Source organism: Streptomyces sp. TLI_171, from assembly GCF_003610255.1.
Taxonomy (GTDB): domain Bacteria; phylum Actinomycetota; class Actinomycetes; order Streptomycetales; family Streptomycetaceae; genus Kitasatospora.
Genome location: NZ_RAPS01000001.1, coordinates 1,472,610 through 1,493,722, shown reverse-complemented (window position 1 = coordinate 1,493,722; position 21,113 = coordinate 1,472,610). Strand labels below are relative to the sequence as shown.

The 21,113-nt window shown below is 73.2% G+C and carries 20 protein-coding genes; 15 read left to right on the top strand and 5 right to left on the bottom strand.

Annotation, left to right across the window (positions count from 1 at the left end):
* Nucleotides 1–9: 9 nt before the first annotated feature.
* Nucleotides 10–930 carry a ribokinase gene (locus BX266_RS06895; RefSeq protein WP_099898021.1) on the bottom strand — a complete coding sequence of 307 codons (921 nt, stop codon included), beginning with the start codon at nucleotides 928–930 and terminating at the stop codon, nucleotides 10–12.
* Between the two features lie 143 nt (nucleotides 931–1,073).
* Between BX266_RS06895 and BX266_RS06890 the strand changes: the two genes are divergently transcribed.
* Entirely contained in the window at nucleotides 1,074–2,066 is a 993-nt protein-coding gene (locus BX266_RS06890; RefSeq protein ID WP_099898020.1) for a LacI family DNA-binding transcriptional regulator, read from the top strand.
* Nucleotides 2,067–2,154: 88 nt separating this feature from the next.
* Here the strand turns inward: BX266_RS06890 and BX266_RS06885 are convergent, their stop codons facing one another.
* The 4 genes from BX266_RS06885 to BX266_RS06870 all read right to left on the bottom strand — a co-directional run bounded on the left by BX266_RS06885 (nucleotide 2,155) and on the right by BX266_RS06870 (nucleotide 6,543).
* Nucleotides 2,155–2,787 carry a PASTA domain-containing protein gene (locus tag BX266_RS06885; RefSeq protein WP_099907494.1) on the bottom strand — a complete coding sequence of 211 codons (633 nt, stop codon included), beginning with the start codon at nucleotides 2,785–2,787 and terminating at the stop codon, nucleotides 2,155–2,157.
* Nucleotides 2,788–3,131: 344 nt separating this feature from the next.
* On the bottom strand, nucleotides 3,132–4,313 hold the full coding sequence (locus BX266_RS06880) for a WD40 repeat domain-containing protein (protein WP_259464585.1): 1,182 nt from the start codon (nucleotides 4,311–4,313) through the stop codon (nucleotides 3,132–3,134).
* A gap of 81 nt (nucleotides 4,314–4,394) precedes the next feature.
* Nucleotides 4,395–5,333 (bottom strand): sigma-70 family RNA polymerase sigma factor, encoded by a 939-nt coding sequence (locus BX266_RS06875; RefSeq protein ID WP_099898019.1) that lies wholly within the window; start codon nucleotides 5,331–5,333, stop codon nucleotides 4,395–4,397.
* A gap of 10 nt (nucleotides 5,334–5,343) precedes the next feature.
* A complete protein-coding gene (locus tag BX266_RS06870; protein ID WP_099898018.1) occupies nucleotides 5,344–6,543 on the bottom strand; it encodes an NAD(P)/FAD-dependent oxidoreductase in 1,200 nt (399 codons plus the stop codon).
* A 183-nt stretch (nucleotides 6,544–6,726) separates the two neighbouring features.
* Between BX266_RS06870 and argC the strand changes: the two genes are divergently transcribed.
* The 14 genes from argC to BX266_RS06800 all read left to right on the top strand — a co-directional run bounded on the left by argC (nucleotide 6,727) and on the right by BX266_RS06800 (nucleotide 21,075).
* On the top strand, nucleotides 6,727–7,755 hold the full coding sequence (gene argC, locus BX266_RS06865; RefSeq protein ID WP_099898017.1) for an N-acetyl-gamma-glutamyl-phosphate reductase: 1,029 nt from the start codon (nucleotides 6,727–6,729) through the stop codon (nucleotides 7,753–7,755).
* Nucleotides 7,752–8,930 (top strand): bifunctional glutamate N-acetyltransferase/amino-acid acetyltransferase ArgJ, encoded by a 1,179-nt coding sequence (argJ, locus tag BX266_RS06860; protein ID WP_099898016.1) that lies wholly within the window; start codon nucleotides 7,752–7,754, stop codon nucleotides 8,928–8,930. Before argC ends, argJ begins: the two co-directional genes overlap by 4 nt.
* 24 nt (nucleotides 8,931–8,954) lie before the next feature.
* A complete protein-coding gene (gene argB, locus BX266_RS06855) occupies nucleotides 8,955–9,887 on the top strand; it encodes an acetylglutamate kinase (RefSeq protein ID WP_099898015.1) in 933 nt (310 codons plus the stop codon).
* A complete protein-coding gene (locus tag BX266_RS06850; RefSeq protein WP_099898014.1) occupies nucleotides 9,884–11,083 on the top strand; it encodes an acetylornithine transaminase in 1,200 nt (399 codons plus the stop codon). Before argB ends, BX266_RS06850 begins: the two co-directional genes overlap by 4 nt.
* A gap of 25 nt (nucleotides 11,084–11,108) precedes the next feature.
* A complete protein-coding gene (locus BX266_RS06845) occupies nucleotides 11,109–11,657 on the top strand; it encodes an arginine repressor (RefSeq protein ID WP_099898013.1) in 549 nt (182 codons plus the stop codon).
* 110 nt (nucleotides 11,658–11,767) lie between these two features.
* Nucleotides 11,768–12,961, top strand: a complete 1,194-nt coding sequence (locus tag BX266_RS06840) for an argininosuccinate synthase (RefSeq protein WP_099898012.1) — start codon at nucleotides 11,768–11,770, stop codon at nucleotides 12,959–12,961.
* Between the two features lie 89 nt (nucleotides 12,962–13,050).
* Nucleotides 13,051–14,472 carry an argininosuccinate lyase gene (argH, locus tag BX266_RS06835; RefSeq protein ID WP_099898011.1) on the top strand — a complete coding sequence of 474 codons (1,422 nt, stop codon included), beginning with the start codon at nucleotides 13,051–13,053 and terminating at the stop codon, nucleotides 14,470–14,472.
* Nucleotides 14,473–14,771: 299 nt separating this feature from the next.
* Nucleotides 14,772–15,017: a hypothetical protein gene (locus BX266_RS06830; RefSeq protein ID WP_099898010.1), complete on the top strand. Its 246-nt coding sequence runs from the start codon at nucleotides 14,772–14,774 to the stop codon at nucleotides 15,015–15,017.
* A 43-nt stretch (nucleotides 15,018–15,060) separates the two neighbouring features.
* Nucleotides 15,061–16,425: an FAD-binding oxidoreductase gene (locus BX266_RS06825; RefSeq protein WP_099898009.1), complete on the top strand. Its 1,365-nt coding sequence runs from the start codon at nucleotides 15,061–15,063 to the stop codon at nucleotides 16,423–16,425.
* A 287-nt stretch (nucleotides 16,426–16,712) separates the two neighbouring features.
* Nucleotides 16,713–17,207, top strand: coding sequence for a GNAT family N-acetyltransferase (locus tag BX266_RS06820; RefSeq protein ID WP_099898008.1), 495 nt, complete (start codon nucleotides 16,713–16,715; stop codon nucleotides 17,205–17,207).
* A 422-nt stretch (nucleotides 17,208–17,629) separates the two neighbouring features.
* Nucleotides 17,630–18,655 carry a methionine ABC transporter ATP-binding protein gene (locus BX266_RS06815; RefSeq protein ID WP_099898007.1) on the top strand — a complete coding sequence of 342 codons (1,026 nt, stop codon included), beginning with the start codon at nucleotides 17,630–17,632 and terminating at the stop codon, nucleotides 18,653–18,655.
* Nucleotides 18,652–19,392 (top strand): methionine ABC transporter permease, encoded by a 741-nt coding sequence (locus tag BX266_RS06810; RefSeq protein ID WP_099898006.1) that lies wholly within the window; start codon nucleotides 18,652–18,654, stop codon nucleotides 19,390–19,392. Before BX266_RS06815 ends, BX266_RS06810 begins: the two co-directional genes overlap by 4 nt.
* A gap of 74 nt (nucleotides 19,393–19,466) precedes the next feature.
* The gene (locus tag BX266_RS06805) at nucleotides 19,467–20,303 is read left to right on the top strand and encodes a MetQ/NlpA family ABC transporter substrate-binding protein (protein WP_099898005.1); all 837 of its coding nucleotides are present in this window, start codon (nucleotides 19,467–19,469) and stop codon (nucleotides 20,301–20,303) included.
* 145 nt (nucleotides 20,304–20,448) lie between these two features.
* Nucleotides 20,449–21,075: a GNAT family N-acetyltransferase gene (locus BX266_RS06800; RefSeq protein ID WP_099898004.1), complete on the top strand. Its 627-nt coding sequence runs from the start codon at nucleotides 20,449–20,451 to the stop codon at nucleotides 21,073–21,075.
* Nucleotides 21,076–21,113 lie beyond the last annotated feature (38 nt).

Genomic DNA, 21,113 nt, shown 5'->3' with positions numbered 1-21,113 from the left:
GACGGCCCGTCAGGACGTGCCGGGGGGCGCGGAGTCGAGCTGCGCCGCGTACGGCATGGAGGACTGGGCGCCGAGGCCGGTGACGGCCAACGAGGCCGCCCGGACGGCGCGTTCGGCGGCGGTCAGCAGGTCCGCGCCGCGGGCGAGGGAGTCGGCGAGGGCGCCGCAGAAGGTGTCGCCCGCACCGACCGTGTCGACGGCGTCCACCACGGGGGCGGGCAGGTGGACGCTGCCCGGGCGGCCGGGCAGCCTGACCAGCGCCCCGTCCGCGCCGAGCGTGACCACCACCGCCGCGCACGGCAGTTCGGCGCTCTCCAGCAGGGCGCGTGCCCCGTCCGGGCCGGTCGGGAGTTCGGCGCCGAGCAGCGTGGCGAGCTCGCCCAGATTGGGCACCAGCACGTCCACCGCGGCCAGCACCTCGGCGGGGACCGGCCGGGCGGGCGCCGGGTTGAGGACGACGGTGGCGCCCTGCTCGCGGCCCCGCAGCACGGCGGCGGCCACCACCTCGGCGGCGATCTCGTGCTGCACCAGCACCACCTCGCCGGGCGTGCGGGCCAGCCAGTGCGGCAGGTCCTCCGGCGACAGCACGGCGTTCGCGCCCGGATTGACCACGATGGTGTTCTCGCCGGCCCGGTCGACCACCACCGAGGCGATCCCGGTGGTGGCGTCCGGTGCGGTCAGCACCTCGGTGACGTCCACCCCCTCGGCGGCCAGCACCCGCAGGATCGCCTCCGCGTCCCGGCCGACCCGGGCCACCAGCCGCACCGGCGAGCCGAGCCGGGCCGCCGCGACGGCCTGGTTGGCGCCCTTGCCGCCGACGCCCTCCACGAAGCCCGCGGCGAGCACCGTCTCGCCGGGTCGCGGCAGGTCCTCGACGGTCAGCACGAGGTCGCGGTTGACCGAACCCACGACAGTGACGGACGACGGCATCGGCGCTCCTCGGGAGCTGCTGGGAGGGTGGGAGATCGATCTCCCACACTGTGACCCAGCTCTCAGGAGCCGTCAAGTACCCTCGTGCTGCGCCTTGCGCCAGCTCAGGTCCACTGGGCGGATCCGACCGGGGAGGACCCCACGTGACAGCGCCCCGACTCCTGGACGTGGCAGCCGCGGCGGGCGTCTCCCGCGCCACCGCCTCACGCGTCCTGGCCGGTACCCCGCGCAACGTCGACCCCGCACTCGCCCGCCGAGTCGAAGAAGCCGCCCGGCGCCTCGGCTACCGCACCAACCACTCCGCGCGGGCGCTGCGCACCGGCACCACCGGCACCGTCGGCGTGGTCGTCCCCACGCTCGCCAACCCCTACTTCGTCCAGCTCGCCGACGCCATCGCCCAGCAGGTCCGCGCCGACGGCGGGCAGCTGGTGGTCTCCGACGCGGCCAACTCCGCCGCCATCGAGGCCGAGCAGATCGAGACCCTGCTCGGCGGGCGCGTCGACGGGCTGGTCGTCGTCCCGGTCTCCGCCGCCGCCTCCGGACCCGCCGTCCGGGCCGCGGCGCGGCGCGCGCCCGTCGTGCTGTTCGACCGCTGGGCGACCGGCGCCGGGACGGTCGCCGTCACCCTCGACAACGCCGCCGCGATGCACCTGCTGCTCGACCACCTGGACGGCCTCGGCCGCCGCCGGATCGCCCTGGTCGCAGCCGACCAGGCCTCCTCCTCCGGCGCGGAACGCCTCGCCGCCTTCACCGCGGCCCGCGGCCCCGCCGCCACCACCGTCCTGCTGCCCAGCTTCACCACCGACGCCGGCCGCACCGCGGGGCGCCGGATCGCCGAGCAGCGCTCCGAGGTCGACGCGGTGGTCTGCGGCGCGGACGTCCTCGCGGTCGGGCTGGTCTCCACCCTGCAGCGCTCCGCCGTCTCCGTCCCCGGAGAGATCGCCGTCACCGGCTTCGACGACACCGAGATACTCGAACTCCTCGACCCCCCGATCACCTCCATCCGGCACCCCCTCGCCGAGATGGCCGAACGCGCCCTGACGCTCCTTCAAGCCCCGGCTGCCGAACGCACGGAGCGGGTCGAACGCTTCGCCCCGCAACTCGTCGTCCGCGCCTCCACGGACGCGCAGGCCTGACGCCCTGTCGGCGGCGGGGCGAGGGCGCGGGGCGGTGGTTCCGCGGCCGCCCGAGGAGGTCCGGGGACCTCGTCGGGCGGGTGGGCGGCTACGGGCAGGTCTCGCCGAACTTGACGACCTTCAGGGTGATCGGTTGGCCCGTCAGTTCGGTTCCGGGGGCGGGGCTCTGGGAGCAGACCTGCCAGTTGGACTCGACCAGGACGGCGCGGGACTGGGCCGCGTCCTTGATGGTGAGGCTGGTGTTGCGGGGGAGCAGGTCGCGCACGGCGGCAGCGGACCTGCCCTTCACGTCGGGCATGGAGGAGCCGGCGGACGGGGTGCTGGCGCCCTGGTCGGTCGCCGGGCACTGCTCGTCGAGCTTGACCGCGGCCATGTCGATGGCGACGTTGATGGACCGCTGGCCGGCCGCCGGAGTCTGGGAGCAGACCTTCCAGTTGAGGTCGTCGAGTTGGGCGCGGGAGCGGCCGAGGGCGTCGTGCGAGTGGAGGCTGTAGAAGCCGGCGGACTGGGCCTTGTCCTGGGCGACTTGAAGGCCCTGGCCGGTGAAGTCGGGGAGTTCCGCGGTGCGGTTGGCGGCTGCCGGGGCCTGTTCGGTGGCCGGGGCGGCGCTCGGCGGAACGGCAGCGGGAGTGGTGGGGGCCGGGGCGGCCGGGTTCGGGTTGCAGGCGGTGAGGGCGGCGGCTGCCAGGAGCAGCCCGGGGGCGAGGGTGGTACGGCGCACGTTCGACGTCCCGAGGGTGTGGGAAATGTGGTGCTCGGGACGGTAGTTGCGGTGGCGGAACGGTGTGGCCGGTGTGTCCGGACCGTGACCGGACTCGGGGTGCCTGCGCAGCGACCGGACGGTGGTGGAATCCACGCCGACCGGCGAGATGTCCACCGCGCCCCGCTTCGCGCCACCGCGATCGCGCCCTCCAGCAGCTCCTGCGAGCTCCCGGTGTCCCGCCACCGCCCGGCCGCCCGTCCGGAACCGCCGGACCACAGCTGCCGAAGCAGCCGCTCGGGGGTCGGGCCGCACGCGACCACGACGGCGAAACCCGTCGCCGACGGACCGCCGCCCGATGCGCGCTAGCCCGCCAGCACCCGGTTGACGGCGGCCCGGAGCTGCAGCCAGGTGGGGTCGGTCGCGGCCGCCTCGGTCAGGGTGGCGAGATCGCCCTGCGACCAGGTGCCGCTGCCGTCGGTGATGACGAGGTGGTCCTCCAGGTCGCCGTCGTCGGGGACGTCCTCGGTGGCCGCCAGGAAGGCCGCGACGTCGTCGCCCGCTGCGGCGGTCGCGGCGGGGGCGGGGTGGGCCGACAGCAGGACCAGTTCGCCGTCGGCGCGGGCGGCCAGCAGGTGGCCGGTGGCGGTGGAGGTGAGGGCCGAGAGCGCGACCCCGGCGAGGAGCTCGTGTTCGACCGCCTCGCGGGTGGCGACGTCGAGTTCGAGCAGGGTCCCGGTGGGGGAGCCGATCCACAGCACGCCCGGGGCGGCGCCGAACGCGAGGTTCTGCTGCGGCCACTCCTCGGACTCCCCGGGTTCGCGGAGCGAGACCGACAGGATCCGGCGCAGGGACGGGAATGCGAAGACGTCCACGGAGTCGAAGTACGCGTTGCCGCGGATCGCGAGGTGCCGGCCGTCGGCGCTGAACAGCGGTGTGCCGTAGCCGTCGACGTCCAGGATCAGGGCGTGCCGCAGCGGCCGCATCCCGCCCGCGGCCGGGCGGGCGAACAGGCAGTAGGTGGCGCCCTGGTCGCTGACCAGGGTGGCGAGCAGGGCGCCGGACGGGTGGGCGGCGACGCCGGTGTCCCAGCCGCGGGCCGTGCCGGTGCTGCCGGTGGCGAGGTCGAGGACGTCCGAGGTCTCCCGGTCGTCGGCGGACGGCGAGGCCCAGAGGTGGTCGCCGTCGGGACTGAACGCCAGGTGGCCGTAGGGGGCCGGGGAGGGCTCGACCTTTGACGGGCCGTCAGGGGTCCAGCGGGTCAGGCCGGTTCCGTCGGTGACGTACAGCAGGGCTTCCTCGGGATGCCAGGCCAGCGGGAGGCGCTGGCCGGGCCAGTGGCCGGTCGGGTGTTCGGCGGGCTCCGGGCCGAGGTCGACGTGGGCGAGTTCGCGCAGCCGCCCGCCGGAGAAGTCCCAGATCCGGACCAGGCGGCTGCCGCCGGCGGTTCCGGCCACCAGTGGGAGCCGCGGGTGGCAGGTCAGCTGTTCCACCGGAGAGCCGTCGCCGGCGGTGTGGACGCGGGCCAGCGCTGCGAGTTCGGTCATGGGCGCCACCGTAGGGCCGGGGTCTGACGGCGCCCGGCACGAACCCGGTACGAACGCGGCGCGTTCGCCGCCCGCGGGCATTCACCAGGTGTGCAGTGGTGCGGCGTCGGCGCCGTGCCGCTGCCAGGCGTCGTCGAGGTGGGTGAGGCGGGCGGCGGCGGCGATGCCGTGGAGGGCGGCGATCCGGCCGTCGCGGATCTCGAACGCGACGACGCCCGCCACCCGGCCGGCGACCACGGCGAGGACGGCGGGAGCGCCGTTGACCCGGCCGAGGTGGAAGGCGGGTGAGCCGCCGGCGAGTTGGCGTTTGGCGGGGGTGGGGCGGAAGCCGGCCCGGACGAGCGAGGCGATCTTGTGGGGACCCTGCATGCGCAGCAGTCGCCTGGCCAGGCCCGCGCCGTCGGAGACCGCCGTCGCGTCGGCGGTGAGCATCGCGACCAGGCGGTCGGTGCGGCCGGAGACGGCGGCGGCGAGGAACGCCTCGACGATCCGGCGCGCGGCGGCGGGGTCGACCTCGGTGCGTGCGCGGCGTTCGGCGGCGATCCTGTGGCGGGCCCGGTGGACGTGCTGCTGGCTGGCGGCCTCGGTGATGTCGAGGATCTCGGCGATCTCGCCGTGCGAGTAGGAGAAGGCCTCGCGCAGCACGTAGGCGGCCCGCTCGACCGGGGCGAGGCGCTCCATCAGGGTCAGCACCGCCAGCGACACGGACTCGCGCTGCTCGAAGGTGGCGGCGGGGCCGAGCATGGGGTCGCCGTCGAGCAGCGGCTCGGGCAGCCACGCGCCGGCTGCCCGCTCGTGGCGGACCCGGGCCGAGCGGAGCTGGTCGAGGCAGAGGTTGGTGACGACCTTGGTCAGCCACGCCTCCGGCACCTGGATGAGGTCGCGGTCCGCGGCCTGCCAGCGCAGGTAGGCGTCCTGCACGGCGTCCTCGGCGTCGGCGGCCGAACCGAGCAGGCGGTACGCCAACGAGGCCAGCCGGGCCCGGCCGGCCTCGAAGCGGTCAACGGCGGTGCGGTCCATGCGCGACAACCTAGGCGGCGGCCCGCCGGTCGGCGCGGGCGGGTGCAGCGGTGGTGGCGGCGGCGACGGTGCGGCGACGGCGCTTCGGGAGGCCGAAGGTGGGGTGGGCGATGCCGAGTTCGGCGCCCTTGAGGATGCCCGCCTTGAGGCGGGCGGCGGCGCGGCCGCCCAGGTACCAGGACTTCGGGCGGACGTCGCCGTCGACCATCTGGAAGATCGCGTCCCGGCGGCCCAGGCTGATGTGGTTGCCGACGTAGGTGAGGCCGACGGCGGGGACCGGACGGTCCGTCAGGCGGGCGACGATCGCGGCGGTGGCCTGGGTGCCGGTGGCGCCGGCCGAGGCGCAGGACATCGGCAGCGGGCGGCCGTTGGCGCCGATGGCGTGGGCGCAGTCGCCGGCCGCGTAGATGTCGGGGTGCGAGACGGAGCGCATGGTGCGGTCGACCAGGATCTGGCCGTTGGCGGCGACGTCAAGGCCGCCGGCGGCGGCGAGCGGGTGCGCGGCGAATCCGGCGGCCCAGACGGTGACGTCGGCGCGGAGGGTGCGGCCGTCGGCGGTGGTGGCCCGGCCGGGGGCGACGGCGGTGACAGCAGTGTGTTCGTGGACGGTGACGCCCAGCCGGTCGAAGGCGCGGCGCAGGTGGCGGCGGGCCTTCGGATCGAGTCGGGCGCCGAGTTCGCCGCGGGCGGCGAGCGCGACGGCCAGGTCGGGCCGGGACTCGGCGAGCTCGGTGGCGGTCTCGATGCCGGTCAGGCCCTCGCCGACGACCAGCACGCCGCCGCCCGGTTCCAGGTCGGCGAGGCGTTCGCGCAGCCGCCGTGCGGCGGCCAGGCCGGTCACGTCGAAGGCGTGCTCGGCGACTCCGGGGACGTCGTGCCGGGCGGCGGAGCTGCCCAGCGTCCAGAGCAGGGTGTCGTAGGGCAGTTCGCCGTCCCCGTCGCCGAGGGTGACGGTCCTGCGGTCGGGGTGGACGGCGGTGACGCGGGCGATGCGCAGCTGCACCCCGGTGCCGGCGAAGACGTCGGCGAGCGGACGGAAGGTCAGGTCCTGGCCGGCGGCGAGCTGGTGCAGGCGCATCCGTTCGACGAACTCGGGCGCGGCGTTGACCACGGTGATCGCGACGTCGGCGGGGGAGAGCCGGCGGGCGAGGTTTCCGGCGGCGAAGGCTCCGGCGTAGCCGGCGCCGAGGACGACGATGCGGTGCTTCACGGCGGTGCTCCTGTCTCGTTCGGGTGTCCCTTGAACGGGACGGTCACCCGATTGCTGACAGCACTGCGGTGTGACGTGGGTCACCTTTCGCCCGGCGGGGGCCCGGCCGCCGGTCCGGGCGGGCGTTCTTGCATGATTTTGCTCAGCTGCGTATATTCATGCTGGGATTCAGGAGGGAATGCCATGGTATTGCGAGTTGCCGTCGCCGGAGCGAGCGGGTACGCGGGCGGTGAGGTGCTGCGACTGCTGCAGGCGCACCCCGAGGTCGAGATCGGGGCGCTGACCGGCGGGTCCAACGCGGGCACCCGGTTCGGCGCCCTGCAGCCGCACCTGATCGGCCTGGCCGACCGGGTGCTGGAGCCGACCAACCCGCAGACGCTGGCGGGCCACGACATCGTGTTCCTCGGCCTGCCGCACGGCCAGTCGGCCGAACTCGCCGCGCAGCTCGGCGAGGACGTCCTGGTGGTCGACCTGGGCGCCGACCACCGGCTGCGCTCGGCGGCCGACTGGGAGCAGTTCTACGGCTCCGCGCACGCCGGCACCTGGCCCTACGGCCTGCCCGAACTGCCGGGCCACCGGCAGGCGTTGAAGGGCAGCAAGCGGATCGCGGTGCCCGGCTGCTACCCGACCGCGGTGACCCTCGCGATGTACCCGATGTACGCGGAGGGCCTGGCCGAGCCGGAGGCGGTGATCACCGCCGCGTCCGGCACCTCGGGCGCGGGCAAGGCCGCCAAGGCGCACCTGCTGGGCAGCGAGGTGATGGGCTCGATGAGCCCGTACGGCGTCGGCGGCGGCCACCGCCACACCCCGGAGATGGCGCAGAACCTCACGCCGCTCGCGGGCGAGCCGGTCACGGTCTCGTTCACCCCCACCCTGGCCCCGATGCCGCGCGGCATCCTCGCCACCTGCTCCGCCAAGGCCAGGCCCGGCACCACCCCGGCGGGCCTGCGCGCCGCGTACGAGAGGGCGTACGGCGACGAGCCGTTCGTCCAGCTGCTGCCCGAGGGCCAGTGGCCGCACACCTCCTCGGTGTACGGGTCGAACGCGGCCGTGCTGCAGGTGGTGCTGGACGAGCACGCCGGGCGGATCATCGCGATCAGCGCGATCGACAACCTGGTGAAGGGCACCGCGGGCGGCGCGGTGCAGAGCATGAACATCGCCCTCGGGCTGCCCGAGGAGCTCGGCCTCCCGCTGAACGGAGTCGCACCGTGACGGACACCCAGAACTCGAACACCGGCGTCACGGCGGCGAAGGGCTTCCGCGCGGCGGGCGTCACCGCCGGCATCAAGGCCTCCGGCAACCCGGACCTGGCACTGGTCGTCAACGACGGTCCGCAGCACGCCGCGGCCGGCGTGTTCACCTCCAACCGGGTGCACGCCGCACCGGTCAAGTGGTCCCGGCAGGTGCTGAACGACGGCGAACTGACCGCCGTCGTCCTCAACTCCGGCGGTGCGAACGCCTGCACCGGCCCCGAGGGCTTCCAGGACACCCACGCCACCGCCGAGAAGGTCGCCGCCGAACTCGGCATCGGCGCCATCGAGGTGGCGGTCTGCTCGACCGGCCTGATCGGCGTCCGGCTGCCGATGGACAAGCTGCTGCCCGGCATCGAGCAGGCCGTGGCCGCGCTCAGCGGCACCGGCGGCGAGAGCGCCGCGATCGCCATCAAGACCACCGACACCGTGCACAAGACCGCCCAGGTCACCGCCCCGGCGGGCTGGACGGTCGGCGGCATGGCCAAGGGCGCGGGCATGCTCGCCCCGGGCCTGGCCACCATGCTGGTGGTGGTCACCACCGACGCCGCCGTGGACTCCGCGGACCTGGACGCCGCGCTGCGCGCCGCCACCCGCACCACCTTCGACCGGATCGACTCCGACGGCTGCATGTCCACCAACGACACGGTGCTGCTGCTCGCCTCCGGAGCCTCCGGAGTCACCCCCGAGCAGGTCGAGTTCGCCGAGGCCGTGCGCACCGTCTGCGCCGACCTGGCCCGGCAGCTGATCGGCGACGCCGAGGGCGCGTCCAAGGACATCCGGATCGACGTGCTGAACGCCGCCACCGAGGACGAGGCGGTCGAGGTCGCCCGCACCATCTCCCGCAACAACCTGCTCAAGTGCGCCATCCACGGCGAGGACCCGAACTGGGGACGGGTGCTCTCCGCGATCGGCACCACCTCCGCCGCCTTCGACCCCGACCGGCTGGACGTCGCCATCAACGGCGTCTGGGTGTGCCAGGACGGCGGCGTCGGCGAGGACCGCGACCTGGTCTCCATGAAGGACCGCGAGGTGGTCATCACCGCCGATCTGAAGGCCGGTTCGGCGAGCGCCAGTGTCTGGACCAACGACCTGACCGCCGAGTACGTGCACGAGAACAGCGCCTACTCCAGCTGACCCGAGGGGGGTCGACCCACCGTCATGCAGATCGCACCCAAGGGCGAACAGGCCCGCAGCAACGCCGCGCTGCCCAAGGCCCGCACCCTGATCGAGGCGCTGCCGTGGCTGGCGCGCTTCCACGGCAAGACCGTGGTCATCAAGTTCGGCGGCAACGCCATGGTGGACGAGGACCTGAAGGCCGCGTTCGCCCAGGACGTCGTCTTCCTCCGGTTCGCCGGGCTGCACCCCGTCGTCGTGCACGGCGGCGGCCCGCAGATCAGCGCCCAGCTGGAGAAGCTCGGCCTGGAGTCCTCCTTCACCGCCGGCCTGCGGGTCACCACCCCCGAGACCATGGACGTGGTCCGGATGGTGCTCGCCGGGCAGGTCCAGCGCGAACTGGTCGGCCTGCTCAACTCGCACGGCCCGTTCGCCGTCGGCATGACCGGCGAGGACGCGCACACCCTGACCGCCGTCAAGCGCTACGCGGTGGTCGACGGCGAGCAGGTCGACATCGGGCTGGTCGGCGACATCGTCAACGTCGAGGCCGGCGCGCTGAAAGCGCTGATCGCCGACGGCCGGATCCCGGTGGTCTCCTCGATCGCCCGCGGCGCCGACGGCCACGTCTACAACATCAACGCCGACACCGCGGCCTCGGCCATCGCGGTCGCGCTCGGCGCCGAGATGCTGGTGGTGCTCACCGACGTCGAGGGCCTGTACAAGGACTGGCCCAACTCCGACGACGTGATCAGCCAGCTGAACGCCGGCGAGCTGGAGGAGATGCTCCCCACCCTCGCCACCGGCATGCTCCCCAAGATGGAGGGCTGCCTGCGCGCCGTCCGCTCCGGCGTGGGCACCGCGCGCGTCCTGGACGGCCGCGTCCAGCACAGCCTGCTGCTGGAGATCTTCACCGACGAGGGCATCGGCACCATGGTGGTGCCCGACGACGAGACCAACGTACTGGGGGGCCTGGCATGAGCAACGAAGCCATCATCGAGCGGTACCAGCACACGCTGATGCACAACTACGGCACGCCGCGGATCCCGCTGGTCCGCGGCGAGGGCTCGCTGGTCTGGGACGCCGACGGCAAGCAGTACCTCGACCTGGTCGCCGGCATCGCCGTCAACGTGCTCGGCACCGCGCACCCGGCCATCGTCGAGGCCGTCACGGCGCAGATCTCCACCCTCGGCCACGTCTCCAACCTGTTCATGGCCGAGACCACCATCCAACTCGCCGAGAAGCTCGTCGAGTTGGCCGGCCGCCCGGCCCGGGTGTTCTTCTGCAACTCCGGCACCGAGGCCAACGAGGCCGCGTTCAAGATCTCCCGGCTGACCGGCCGCACCCACCTGGTCTCGCTGCAGGGCGCCTTCCACGGCCGCACCATGGGCGCCCTCGCGCTCACCGCCCAGCCCGGCAAGCAGGAGGGGTTCAAGCCGCTGCCCGGCGACGTCAGCTACGTCCCGTTCGGCGACATCGAGGCGCTGCGCGCCGCCGTCACCACCGACACCGCCGCGGTCTTCCTGGAGCCGATCCAGGGCGAGAACGGCGCCATCCCGCTGCCCGACGGCTACCTTCAGGCGGCCCGGGAGATCACCCGGGCCACCGGCACCCTGCTGGTCCTGGACGAGATCCAGACCGGCGTCGGCCGCACCGGCCACTGGTTCGCCCACCAGGCCTACGAGGGCGTCGACCCGGACATCGTCACGCTCGCGAAGGGCCTGGGCGGCGGTCTGCCGATCGGCGCCGTGCTCGCCTTCGGCGAGGCCGCCGAGCTGCTGAAGCCCGGTCAGCACGGCACCACCTTCGGCGGCAACCCGGTGGTCGCCGCGGCCGGCCTCGCCGTGCTGCGCACCATCGAGGAGCAGGGCCTGCTGGAGCACGCCGCCAAGCTCGGCGAGCGGCTGCGGGTGGGCATCGAGGCGATCGGCGACCCGCTGGTGGACCACGTCCGGGGCAAGGGCCTGCTGCTGGGCATCGTGCTCACCGCGCCGGTCGCCGCCCAGGTGCAGGCCGCCGCGCAGCAGGCCGGCTTCCTGGTGAACGCCGCCGTCGCCGACGCCGTCCGGCTGGTCCCGCCGCTGGTGCTCACCGAGGAGCAGGCCGACAGCTTCCTCGCCGCGCTGCCCGCGATCCTCCGAACGGTCCGCGAAGCCGCCCCCGGCGCGAACAGCTGAGCGTCTTTCAGGAGAATCTTCAGTTATGACCGAACCCCGCCCCGAGCCCGCCGCCGCAGGCCCCACGCCGCAGGTCCCGCAGACCCGCACCGCGCGCCACCGGCGGATCGTGGACCTGCTGACCCGCCAGCCCGTCCGCTCGCAGAGCCAGCTCGCCAAGCTGCTCGCCGACGACGGACTGGTGGTCACCCAGGCCACCCTCTCCCGGGACCTCGACGAGCTCGGCGCGGTGAAGATCCGCAACCGGGACGGCGCGCTCATCTACGCCGTCCCGGCCGAGGGCGGGGACCGCACCCCGCGCGCGCCCATGGGCGAATCCGCCAGCGAGGCCCGGATGGCCCGGCTGGCGGGCGAGTTGATGGTCTCCGCCACCGCGTCCGGCAACCTGGTGGTGCTGCGCACCCCGCCCGGCGCGGCGCAGTTCCTGGCCTCCGCGATCGACACCGCCGAGGTGTTCGAGATCCTCGGCACCATCGCCGGCGACGACACCGTGCTGCTGATCAGCCGGGACGCGGCCGGCGGGCAGGCGCTCGCCGACCACCTGATGCAGCTCGCCCAGGCCAAGTCGCAGTAGCCCGCGGCGGATCCGGAACACACCCGGGGCCCCGGGTTTTGAAACTCATACGCGGTCGTGCATACTTATACCTAACGCCGCATGGAACCTGTGTTGTGAAGGAGATAGCCGTGACCGATCGCGTCGTACTCGCCTACTCGGGCGGTCTGGACACGTCCGTCTGCATCGGCTGGATCGCCGAGGAGACCGGCGCCGAGGTCATCGCCGTCGCCGTCGACGTCGGCCAGGGCGGCGAGGACCTGGAGGCGATCCGCCAGCGCGCCCTCGACTGCGGCGCCGTCGAGGCCGAGGTCGCCGACGCGCGCGAGGAGTTCGCCAACGAGTACTGCCTGCCGGCCCTCAAGGCCAACGCCCTGTACCAGGGCCAGTACCCGCTGGTCTCGGCGCTGTCCCGCCCGGCGATCGTCAAGCACCTGGTCGCCGCCGCGCAGAAGCACGGCGCCACCACCGTCGCCCACGGCTGCACCGGCAAGGGCAACGACCAGGTCCGCTTCGAGGTCGGCATCCAGTCGCTCGCCCCGAACCTGAAGTGCATCGCCCCGGTCCGCGACTACGCGATGACCCGCGACAAGGCGATCGCCTTCGCCGAGGCCAAGAACCTCCCGATCGTCACCACCAAGAAGAACCCGTACTCGATCGACCAGAACGTCTTCGGCCGCGCCGTCGAGACCGGCTTCCTCGAGGACATCTGGAACGCCCCGATCGAGGACGTCTACGAGTACACCCAGGACCCGGCCGCCCCGCGCGAGGCCGACGAGGTCGTCATCACCTTCGAGGCGGGCGTCCCGGTCGCCATCGACGGCCGCAAGGTGTCGGTGCTGCAGGCCATCGAGGAGCTGAACAAGCGGGCCGGCGCCCAGGGCGTGGGCCGCCTCGACATGGTCGAGGACCGCCTGGTCGGCATCAAGTCCCGCGAGATCTACGAGGCCCCCGGCGCGATCGCCCTGATCACCGCCCACCAGGCCCTGGAGAACGTCACCGTCGAGCGCGAACTCGCCCGCTACAAGCGGCAGGTCGAGCAGCGCTGGGCCGAGCTGGTCTACGACGGCCTGTGGTTCTCCCCGCTCAAGCGCGCCCTGGACGGCTTCGTCAACGAGGCCAACCAGCACGTCTCCGGCGACATCCGGATGGTGCTGCACGGCGGCCGCGCCGTGGTCAACGGCCGCAAGTCGGACCAGTCGCTGTACGACTTCAACCTCGCCACCTACGACACCGGCGACACCTTCGACCAGTCCATGTCCAAGGGCTTCATCGAGATCTTCGGGATGTCCTCGAAGATCGCCGCCCGCCGCGACCTGGCCTGATTCACCGTCAGTACCCGTGCCCCGGCCCCCGTCGACGTACGGCGGCCGGGGCGCAGCCACACTTACAGCACTTGAAGGAGCCCCACGCGATGACCGCCGAACAGCCCGCAGACGTCCGCCTCTGGGGCGCGCGCTTCGCCGACGGCCCCTCCGAGGCCCTCGCCAAGCTCTCCGCCTCCGTCCACTTCGACTGGCGGCTCGCCCCGTACGACATCGCCGGCTCCAAGGCCCACGCGCGGGTGCTGCACAAGGCGGGACTGCTCAACGACGACGAACTCGCCGGCATGGTCCGCGGGTTGGACGAGCTGCTGGCCGACGTCGAGTCCGGCGCGTTCGTCGGGACCGTCGCCGACGAGGACGTGCACACCGCCCTGGAGCGCGGCCTGCTGGAGCGCCTCGGCGCCGACCTCGGCGGCAAGCTGCGGGCCGGCCGCTCGCGCAACGACCAGATCGCCACCCTGTTCCGGATGTACCTGCGCGACCACGGCCGGACCATCGGCGCGCTGATCCTCGACCTCCAGCACGCCCTGGTCGGCCTCGCCGAGGCCCACCCGGACACCGCGATGCCGGGCCGGACCCACCTGCAGCACGCCCAGCCGGTGCTGTTCGCCCACCACGTGCTCGCCCACGTCCAGGCTCTCGGCCGGGACGCCGAGCGGCTGCGCCAGTGGGACACCCGCACCGCCGTCTCCCCCTACGGCTCCGGCGCGCTGGCCGGCTCCTCGCTCGGCCTCGACCCGGAGGCCGTCGCCGCCGACCTCGGCTTCGAGCGCGGCTCGGTCGGCAACTCCATCGACGGCACCGCCTCGCGCGACTTCGTCGCCGAGTTCGCCTTCGTCACCGCGATGATCGGCATCAACCTCTCGCGGATCGCGGAGGAGATCATCATCTGGAACACCAAGGAGTTCGGCTTCATCACGCTGCACGACGCCTTCTCCACTGGGTCGTCGATCATGCCGCAGAAGAAGAACCCCGACATCGCCGAGCTCGCCCGCGGCAAGTCCGGCCGCCTGATCGGCAACCTCACCGGCCTGCTCGCCACCCTCAAGGCCCTCCCGCTCGCCTACAACCGCGACCTGCAGGAGGACAAGGAGCCGGTCTTCGACTCCTGCGACACCCTCGAGGTGCTGCTCCCCGCCTTCACCGGCATGATCGCGACCCTGACGGTGCACCGCGAGCGCCTCGAGGAGCTGGCCCCGGCCGGCTTCTCGCTCGCCACCGACATCGCCGAATGGCTGGTCAAGCAGGGCGTCCCGTTCCGGGTCGCGCACGAGGTGGCCGGCGCCTGCGTGAAGGTCTGCGAGGCCGAGGGCATCGAGCTCTCCGACCTGACCGACGCCCAGTTCGCCGAGATCTCCGCCCACCTCACCCCGGACGTCCGCAGCGTGCTGTCCGTCCACGGCGCGATCGCCTCCCGCAACGGCCGCGGCGGCACCGCCCCGTCCGCGGTCGCGATCCAGCTCGCCGAGATCAAGGAAGACCTGGCCGCCCAGCAGTCCTGGCTCGGCTGACCCTCCCGGTCACCGGACGGCGCGTCACCCCCCGGCTGGTCCGAGTGGTTGGCGTGCCGTTCGGCGGTGCCCGGCGTTCCGGCCCGGACAGCACCGGCGCCGAGTCGGAGTGCGGCGGACCGGGGGCCCGTGGACCAGCAGCAACCGGGCCGGAACATCACGGCGAGCGGGCAACACGGCATCGCGGCCGGCACGACGGGCGGCGTCCACGTGCACCTGCGCCCCCGTCCAGCGGCCGCAGGCGGTCGGCCGGATCCCGGCCCGCGCGGGCGAGTTCCTCCACCGCGCCGAGCCCCCGGGTGCTCGCCGCCGACGACGCCACGGGTGCGGTGCCCGACGGTCGCGCGGGTACCGGGAAGACCCAGCTCGCAGCCGACCACGCCCGCTCCGGCCCCGACGACGGATCGCTGGACCTGGTCGTGTGGATCCCCGCGAGCAACACCACCGCGCCCGCGAGCGGCGACGCCACCCTGGCCGCGCTCACGGTCGCCGATCCGGTCCGGGTCCCCGACCACCGGGCGACGGCCGGCGCGGGCGAAGCTTGAGTTCTGGCGCGCCGATTCCTGAACCGCTTCCTACCCTGGAGGCATGGCCAAAGCAGCCATGGCACTGGCAGAGGGGTTCCGGGGCGAGATCCTGGTGCCCGGGGACGACGGGTACGACGGGGCGCGGGCGGTGTGGAACGCCGCGGTGGACCGGCGGCCCGAGGTGATCGCGCGGTGCACCGGCGTCGCGGACGTGCTGCAGGCCGTCGTGGTGGCCCGGGAGCACGGGCTGGCCGCGGCGGTGCGCGGGGCGGGGCACAGTCAGGCGGGCCTGGGGACGACGGACGGCGGGATGCTGATCGACCTGTCGGGGATGCGCGGAGTCCGGGTGGACCCGGCGCGCCGGATCGCCAGGGCGCAGCCGGGGGTGACCTGGGGCCTGTTCGACCACGAGACCCAGGCGTTCGACCTGGCGACGCCCGGCGCGCCGTACTCGGCGGCGGGCATCGCCGGGGTGACGCTCGGCGGGGGAGTCGGGTGGCTGGCCCGGGCGTACGGGCTGACCTGCGACAACCTGGTCGAGGCGGACGTGGTGACGGCGGAGGGCCGTCTGCTGACGGCGAGTTCGGCCTCGCATCCGGAACTGTTCCGGGGGCTGCGCGGCGGCGGCGGCAACTTCGGCGTGGTCACCTCGTTCACGTACCGGCTCCACCGGGTGGGGCCGCACGTGCTGTGCGGGGCGGTGTACGTGCCGGCCGAGCTGCTGGCGCCGACGGTGGCGGCGGTGCGGGACTTCATGGCGCAGGCCCCGGACGGGGTGACGGTGGGCATCGAGTTCGGGCGGCCGCGCGGGGTGGCGCACCTGCCGGACCGGCCGATGCTGCGGATCGGCCTGTGCTGGTCGGGCCGGGCGGACCGGGGCCGGGAGGCGGTCGCGCCGCTGCGCGCGCTGCCGGGAGTGGTGGCGGACACCGTGCAGACCCGGCCGTACACGCTGTGGCAGCAGATGCTGGACCCGGGCCGGGGGGCGGGCGCGGGGAACTTCGGACGCTCGGAGTTCCTGTCGGTGCTGGACGACGCGGCGATCCACTGCCTGGGCGAGCAGGTGGCGACCATGCCCTCCCCGGAGGCGCAGCTGCAACTGGCGTTCCTGGGCGGCGCGGTGGCCCGGGTGGGCCCGGAGGACACCGCGTACACGTACCGGACGGCTCCGTACCTGCTGAGCGCGACGGGGCGGTGGACGGACGGGCCGCCGGAGCCGCAGGTGGCGTGGGTGCGGCGGTGCTGGCAGGCGATGCGGCAGTTCTCCTCGGGCGGGGCGTACGTGAACCTGATGGGCCAGGAGGGGCAGGCCCGGGTGGTGGAGGCGTACGGGCTGGCGAAGTACGAGCGGCTGGTGGCGCTGAAGGACCGCTACGATCCGACCAACCTGTTCCGGGTGAACCAGAACATCCGGCCGAGCGGGTGACGGCGTCGTCCGCGGGGGCGTGACGCTCGCCACGTCGGGCGTCCGGAAGGTTGAGAACAGCTGGCGCGTGGGTAGAGCGGTGGCGAACGTCTCTCTTGACGGTCGCCCGGCTGGCCGGATACTGAGCGTGAGCGTGCGTCAGTCCCGGTGCACCGGACCACCGTCCGGCGGGACGCGTCGCGCTTTTCCCGGGCCGGGCCGATCCCCGTCCGGGCACCTCGGACAGGAACCGGTGCGAGACCCTCACTCGTGCGCGCCGGGCACTAACGATGGGGAGGCCCCCGCACATGGGCATGAGTGTGATCATCGCAACGGCACGACCGGAGGAAGCGGAGCAGATCCTCAAGCTCCAGTACCTCGGCTACCAGAGCGAGGCGGAGCTCTACAGCGACTGGACGCTGGAGCCGCTGACCCAGACGCTGGAGAGTCTGCGGGCCGAGTTCGCCGAGCACCGGGTGCTGGTCGCCCGGCTCGGCGACGAAGTGGTCGGCAGCGTGCGCGGCTGGGTGGACGAGAACGGCGTCGGCCGGATCGGCCGTCTGGTGGTGCACCCGCGGATGCAGCGGCACGGCCTGGGCCGCCGTCTGCTGGAGGCACTGGAGGCGCAGCTCGCCGAGGACGGCGCGAGCAGCGGCTTCGAACTGTTCACCGGCCACCGCAGCCTGGGCAACCTGCGGCTCTACCGCAAGCTCGGCTACCGCGAGACCGAGGTGCGCGAGGTCTCCCGCCGGCTGTCGATCGTGACGCTGGCCAAGCCGGTGACGGCCTCGCTGGCCGCCTGACGCTCCGGAACGCATCCTGCGGCGCCCGACCCCTGACCAGGGTCGGGCGCCGCAGTGCTTGTGCCGCAAGGACCGTGTCCGCATGTCGGACACCGCGTCCTGAAAATTGGGACGTAAACCAAATGTCTGATTTACTGGGTCCATGACCACGACGACGACATGCATCCCCACCGGCGCGACGCCGGCAGGTGAGTCGCGCATGTGTCGTCGAATGTGTCGCCGCTGAGAGCCTTCGCCCAGCACCCGCTGACGTCCCGTCCGCTGATGACTCGTCAGGGCTACGCCCACGCGCGCCCCGCCCGACCGGCGGACATGATCGATCAGACGGCAGCACCCCGACTCCTTCCCGGCACCCCCGTGCCCATCCCGCCATTGGCGCGGACGCCCCCACGGCCGTCCGCCGACGAACAACGGAAGCAGCTGTGATCACCACCAAGGGCCTGACCAAGGTCTACCGCTCCCAGGGCCGCGAGGTCCGGGCGCTGGACGACGTGGACCTGCACGTGCGACAGGGCGAGGTGTTCGGGGTCGTCGGAACCAGCGGCGCCGGAAAGTCGACCCTGATCCGGTGCGTCAACCTGCTGGAGCGGCCCACCGCCGGCAGCGTCACCGTCGACGGCGTGGAACTGACCGCGCTGTCCGGCACCGAGGAGCGGGCCGGCCGCGAGCTGCGGGCCGCCCGGCAGCGGATCGGCATGGTCTTCCAGCACTTCAACCTGCTGTCCTCGCGCACCGTCCAGCAGAACGTCGAACTGCCGCTGGAGATCATCGGCGTGGACCGCCGCGAGCGCCGCCGCAAGGCCGCCGAACTGCTCGACCTGGTCGGCCTCGCCGACAAGGCCCGCAGCTACCCCGGCCAGCTCTCCGGCGGCCAGAAGCAGCGCGTCGGCATCGCCCGCGCACTGGCCGGCGACCCCAAGGTGCTGCTCTCCGACGAGGCCACCAGCGCCCTCGACCCGGAGACCACCCGCTCCATCCTCCAACTGCTGCGCGAGCTCAACCAGCAGCTCGGCCTGACCGTCCTGCTGATCACCCACGAGATGGAGGTCATCAAGTCGGTGTGCGACTCGGCCGCCCTGATGCGCGGCGGCCGGGTGGTGGAGACCGGGCGGCTCACCGACCTGCTGGCGGACGGCCACTCGCGGATCTCCCGCGACCTGTTCCCGCTCGGCGACTACGGCACAGGAGACCCTGAGCGCACCGTCCTGGAGATCACCTTCCAGGGCGACGCGCCGGCCCAGCCGTTCGTCTCCCAGCTGGCCCGCACCTACCAGATCGACATCAACATCCTCGGCGCCGCGGTGGAGACCATCGCCGGCCGCCTGGTCGGCCGGATGCGGGTCGAACTGCCCGGCAGCCACACCGACAACGTGGTGCCGATCGGCTACCTGCGCCAGCAGGGCCTGCAGGTGGACGTCCTCGACCAGTCGAACGGAGCGGCGGCATGACCTGGGACCAGATGCAGGAACTGATGTGGCCCGCCACCTGGGAGACCCTGGGCATGGTCGGCATCGCCGGGCTCGCCACCCTGGTGATCGGCCTGCCGCTCGGGCTGCTGCTGGTACTCACCGACAAGGGCGGGCTGCTGCAGAACCTGACGGTCAGCCGGGTGCTCGGCGTGATCGTCAACGTCGGCCGCTCCATCCCGTTCATCATCCTGATGGTCGCGGTGATCCCGTTCACCAGGCTGGTCGCGGGCACCACGCTCGGCTGGCAGGCCGCCAGCGTCCCGCTCGCGATCGGCGCGATCCCGTTCTTCGCCCGGCTGGTGGAGACCTCCGTCCGCGAGGTGGACGGCGGACTGGTCGAGGCGCTGAAGGCGATGGGCGCCCGCACCGGCACCATCGTGCGCAAGACCCTGCTGCCGGAGGCCCTGCCCTCGCTGGTCGCCTCCGCCACCACCACGGTGATCGCGCTCATCGGCTACTCCGCGATGGCCGGCACGGTCGGCGGCGGCGGACTCGGCGACCTCGCCATCCGCTACGGCTACCAGCGCTTCGAGACCGCCTTCATGTGGGTCATCGTCGCCGAACTCGTGGTCATCGTCACCGCGATCCAGCTGCTGGGCGACTTCGCCGCCCGCCGGCTCTCGCACCGCGGCGACTACCGCAGCCCGCTCAGCTTCTTCCGCTCCGCCCAGGCCGAGCCGGGCGAGGCCGACGAGGACCTCGCGTCCACCCACTGACTTCCCGCCCCGCACCACGGGACGGGCACCCGGCCCCACCAGGGCCGTTCGCAACCCGCAGAAAGGCACTTTTCGTGCGTAACGTCCTGAAGACCACCGCCCTGACCGCCACCGCCGCCGGCCTCGCGCTCACCCTGGCCGCCTGCTCCTCGGGCTCCTCCGGCTCCGGCGCCTCGGCCGACCCGAACAAGGCCCTGGTCGTCGCCGCCAGCCCCACCCCGCACGCGCAGATCCTCAAGTTCGTGCAGGACAACCTGGCGGCCAAGGCGGGCCTCAAGCTGGAGATCAAGGAGGTCAGCGACTACGTGACCCCCAACACCTCGGTCCAGGACGGCTCCGCGGACGCGAACTACTTCCAGCACCAGCCCTACCTCGACGACTTCAACAAGAAGAACGGCACCGACATCGTCTCCGTCGAGGCCGTCCACCTGGAGCCGCTGGGCGCCTACTCCAAGAAGGTCAAGACCGTCGGCGACCTCGCCAACGGCGCCCAGGTCGCCGTCCCCAGCGACGCCACCAACGAGGGCCGGGCGCTGAAGCTGCTCGCCGACAACAACGTCATCACCCTCAAGGCCGGCGCCGGCACCACCGCCACCGTGCAGGACATCGCCGCCAACCCGAAGAACCTCAAGTTCAAGGAGCTGGAGGCGGCCCAGCTGCCGCGCGCCCTCGACGACGTCGACGCCGCGATCATCAACGGCAACTACGCCCTCGGCGCGGGCCTCAAGCCGGCCACCGACGCCATCCTGGTCGAGAAGGCGCAGGGCAACCCCTACGCCAACATCCTCGCCGTCAAGAAGGGCCACGAGAGCGACCCGCGGGTCCAGAAGCTCGCCGAGCTGCTGCACTCCGCCGAGGTGAAGAAGTACATCGACGACACCTTCCAGGGCGCCGTCGTCCCTGCCTTCTGATCCCCGCTCAGCACCGCACCGTGCCCCCGGCCTCCCCGCCGGGGGCACCGTGCTGACGAGTCGTGAGGTCCCGAGCGGGTACGCTGGCACGCCCGAGGAAGGGCGGGGCGTACGGTGTGTCCACGACCCGGCGAGGAGAGACGGCATGGTTGCGAACTTCCCCGAGACAGCCATCAGCACCGAACGACTGCTGCTGCGCTCCCTTGAGGAGCAGGACGCCCCCGGGCTGGCCGCCATGCTCACCGACGAACTCGTGCAGACCTGGACCGGCCACCCCCGCCCCTACACCCAGGCCGACGCCCAGGAGCTGATCCGCCGTCAGGCGCCCGAGCGGCGCGCCCGGGGACGCGGAATCGTTTTCGCCGTCACCGAACACCTCACCCAGCGCCTGGTCGGCCTGCTCGAACTCGACCGCACCGACTGGCGCCTGCGCGCCACCGAGGTCCGCTTCGTCACCGCCCCCTGGGCCCGCGGCGAGGGCTACGCGCCCGAGGCCGTGCTCGGCACCGCCCAGTGGCTGTTCGAGGACCGCGGCTTCCAACGCCTCGAACTGCGCACCGCCGCCGGCAACACCGCCGCCCAGCAGGTCGCCCAGAAGACCGGCGCGATCAGCGAAGGCGTCCTGCGCAACGCCGCCATAGTCCGCGGCGGCGAATGGGGACCGGGGCCCGAGGAACACTCCGACCTGATCGTGTGGAGCCTGCTCCCCGAGGACCTCGACCCGCCCGAACCACGCCACCCCGCCGACCGGCACCCCGCCCTGCGCCACTGAGCACCCCCCGCCCGCGCCCCCGGCGCGCGCCAGACCTC

What these genes read in the sequence shown, in the direction of transcription:
- BX266_RS06800 (WP_099898004.1), top strand. Translation starts at nt 20,449, where the DNA reads ATGGTTGCGAACTTCCCCGAGACAGCCATCAGCACCGAACGACTGCTG.
- BX266_RS06895 (WP_099898021.1), bottom strand. Translation starts at nt 930, where the DNA reads ATGCCGTCGTCCGTCACTGTCGTGGGTTCGGTCAACCGCGACCTCGTG.
- argB (WP_099898015.1), top strand. Translation starts at nt 8,955, where the DNA reads ATGCAGATCGCACCCAAGGGCGAACAGGCCCGCAGCAACGCCGCGCTG.
- argC (WP_099898017.1), top strand. Translation starts at nt 6,727, where the DNA reads ATGGTATTGCGAGTTGCCGTCGCCGGAGCGAGCGGGTACGCGGGCGGT.
- BX266_RS06850 (WP_099898014.1), top strand. Translation starts at nt 9,884, where the DNA reads ATGAGCAACGAAGCCATCATCGAGCGGTACCAGCACACGCTGATGCAC.
- BX266_RS06820 (WP_099898008.1), top strand. Translation starts at nt 16,713, where the DNA reads ATGGGCATGAGTGTGATCATCGCAACGGCACGACCGGAGGAAGCGGAG.
- argH (WP_099898011.1), top strand. Translation starts at nt 13,051, where the DNA reads ATGACCGCCGAACAGCCCGCAGACGTCCGCCTCTGGGGCGCGCGCTTC.
- BX266_RS06810 (WP_099898006.1), top strand. Translation starts at nt 18,652, where the DNA reads ATGACCTGGGACCAGATGCAGGAACTGATGTGGCCCGCCACCTGGGAG.
- BX266_RS06845 (WP_099898013.1), top strand. Translation starts at nt 11,109, where the DNA reads ATGACCGAACCCCGCCCCGAGCCCGCCGCCGCAGGCCCCACGCCGCAG.
- BX266_RS06825 (WP_099898009.1), top strand. Translation starts at nt 15,061, where the DNA reads ATGGCCAAAGCAGCCATGGCACTGGCAGAGGGGTTCCGGGGCGAGATC.
- BX266_RS06875 (WP_099898019.1), bottom strand. Translation starts at nt 5,333, where the DNA reads ATGGACCGCACCGCCGTTGACCGCTTCGAGGCCGGCCGGGCCCGGCTG.
- BX266_RS06880 (WP_259464585.1), bottom strand. Translation starts at nt 4,313, where the DNA reads ATGACCGAACTCGCAGCGCTGGCCCGCGTCCACACCGCCGGCGACGGC.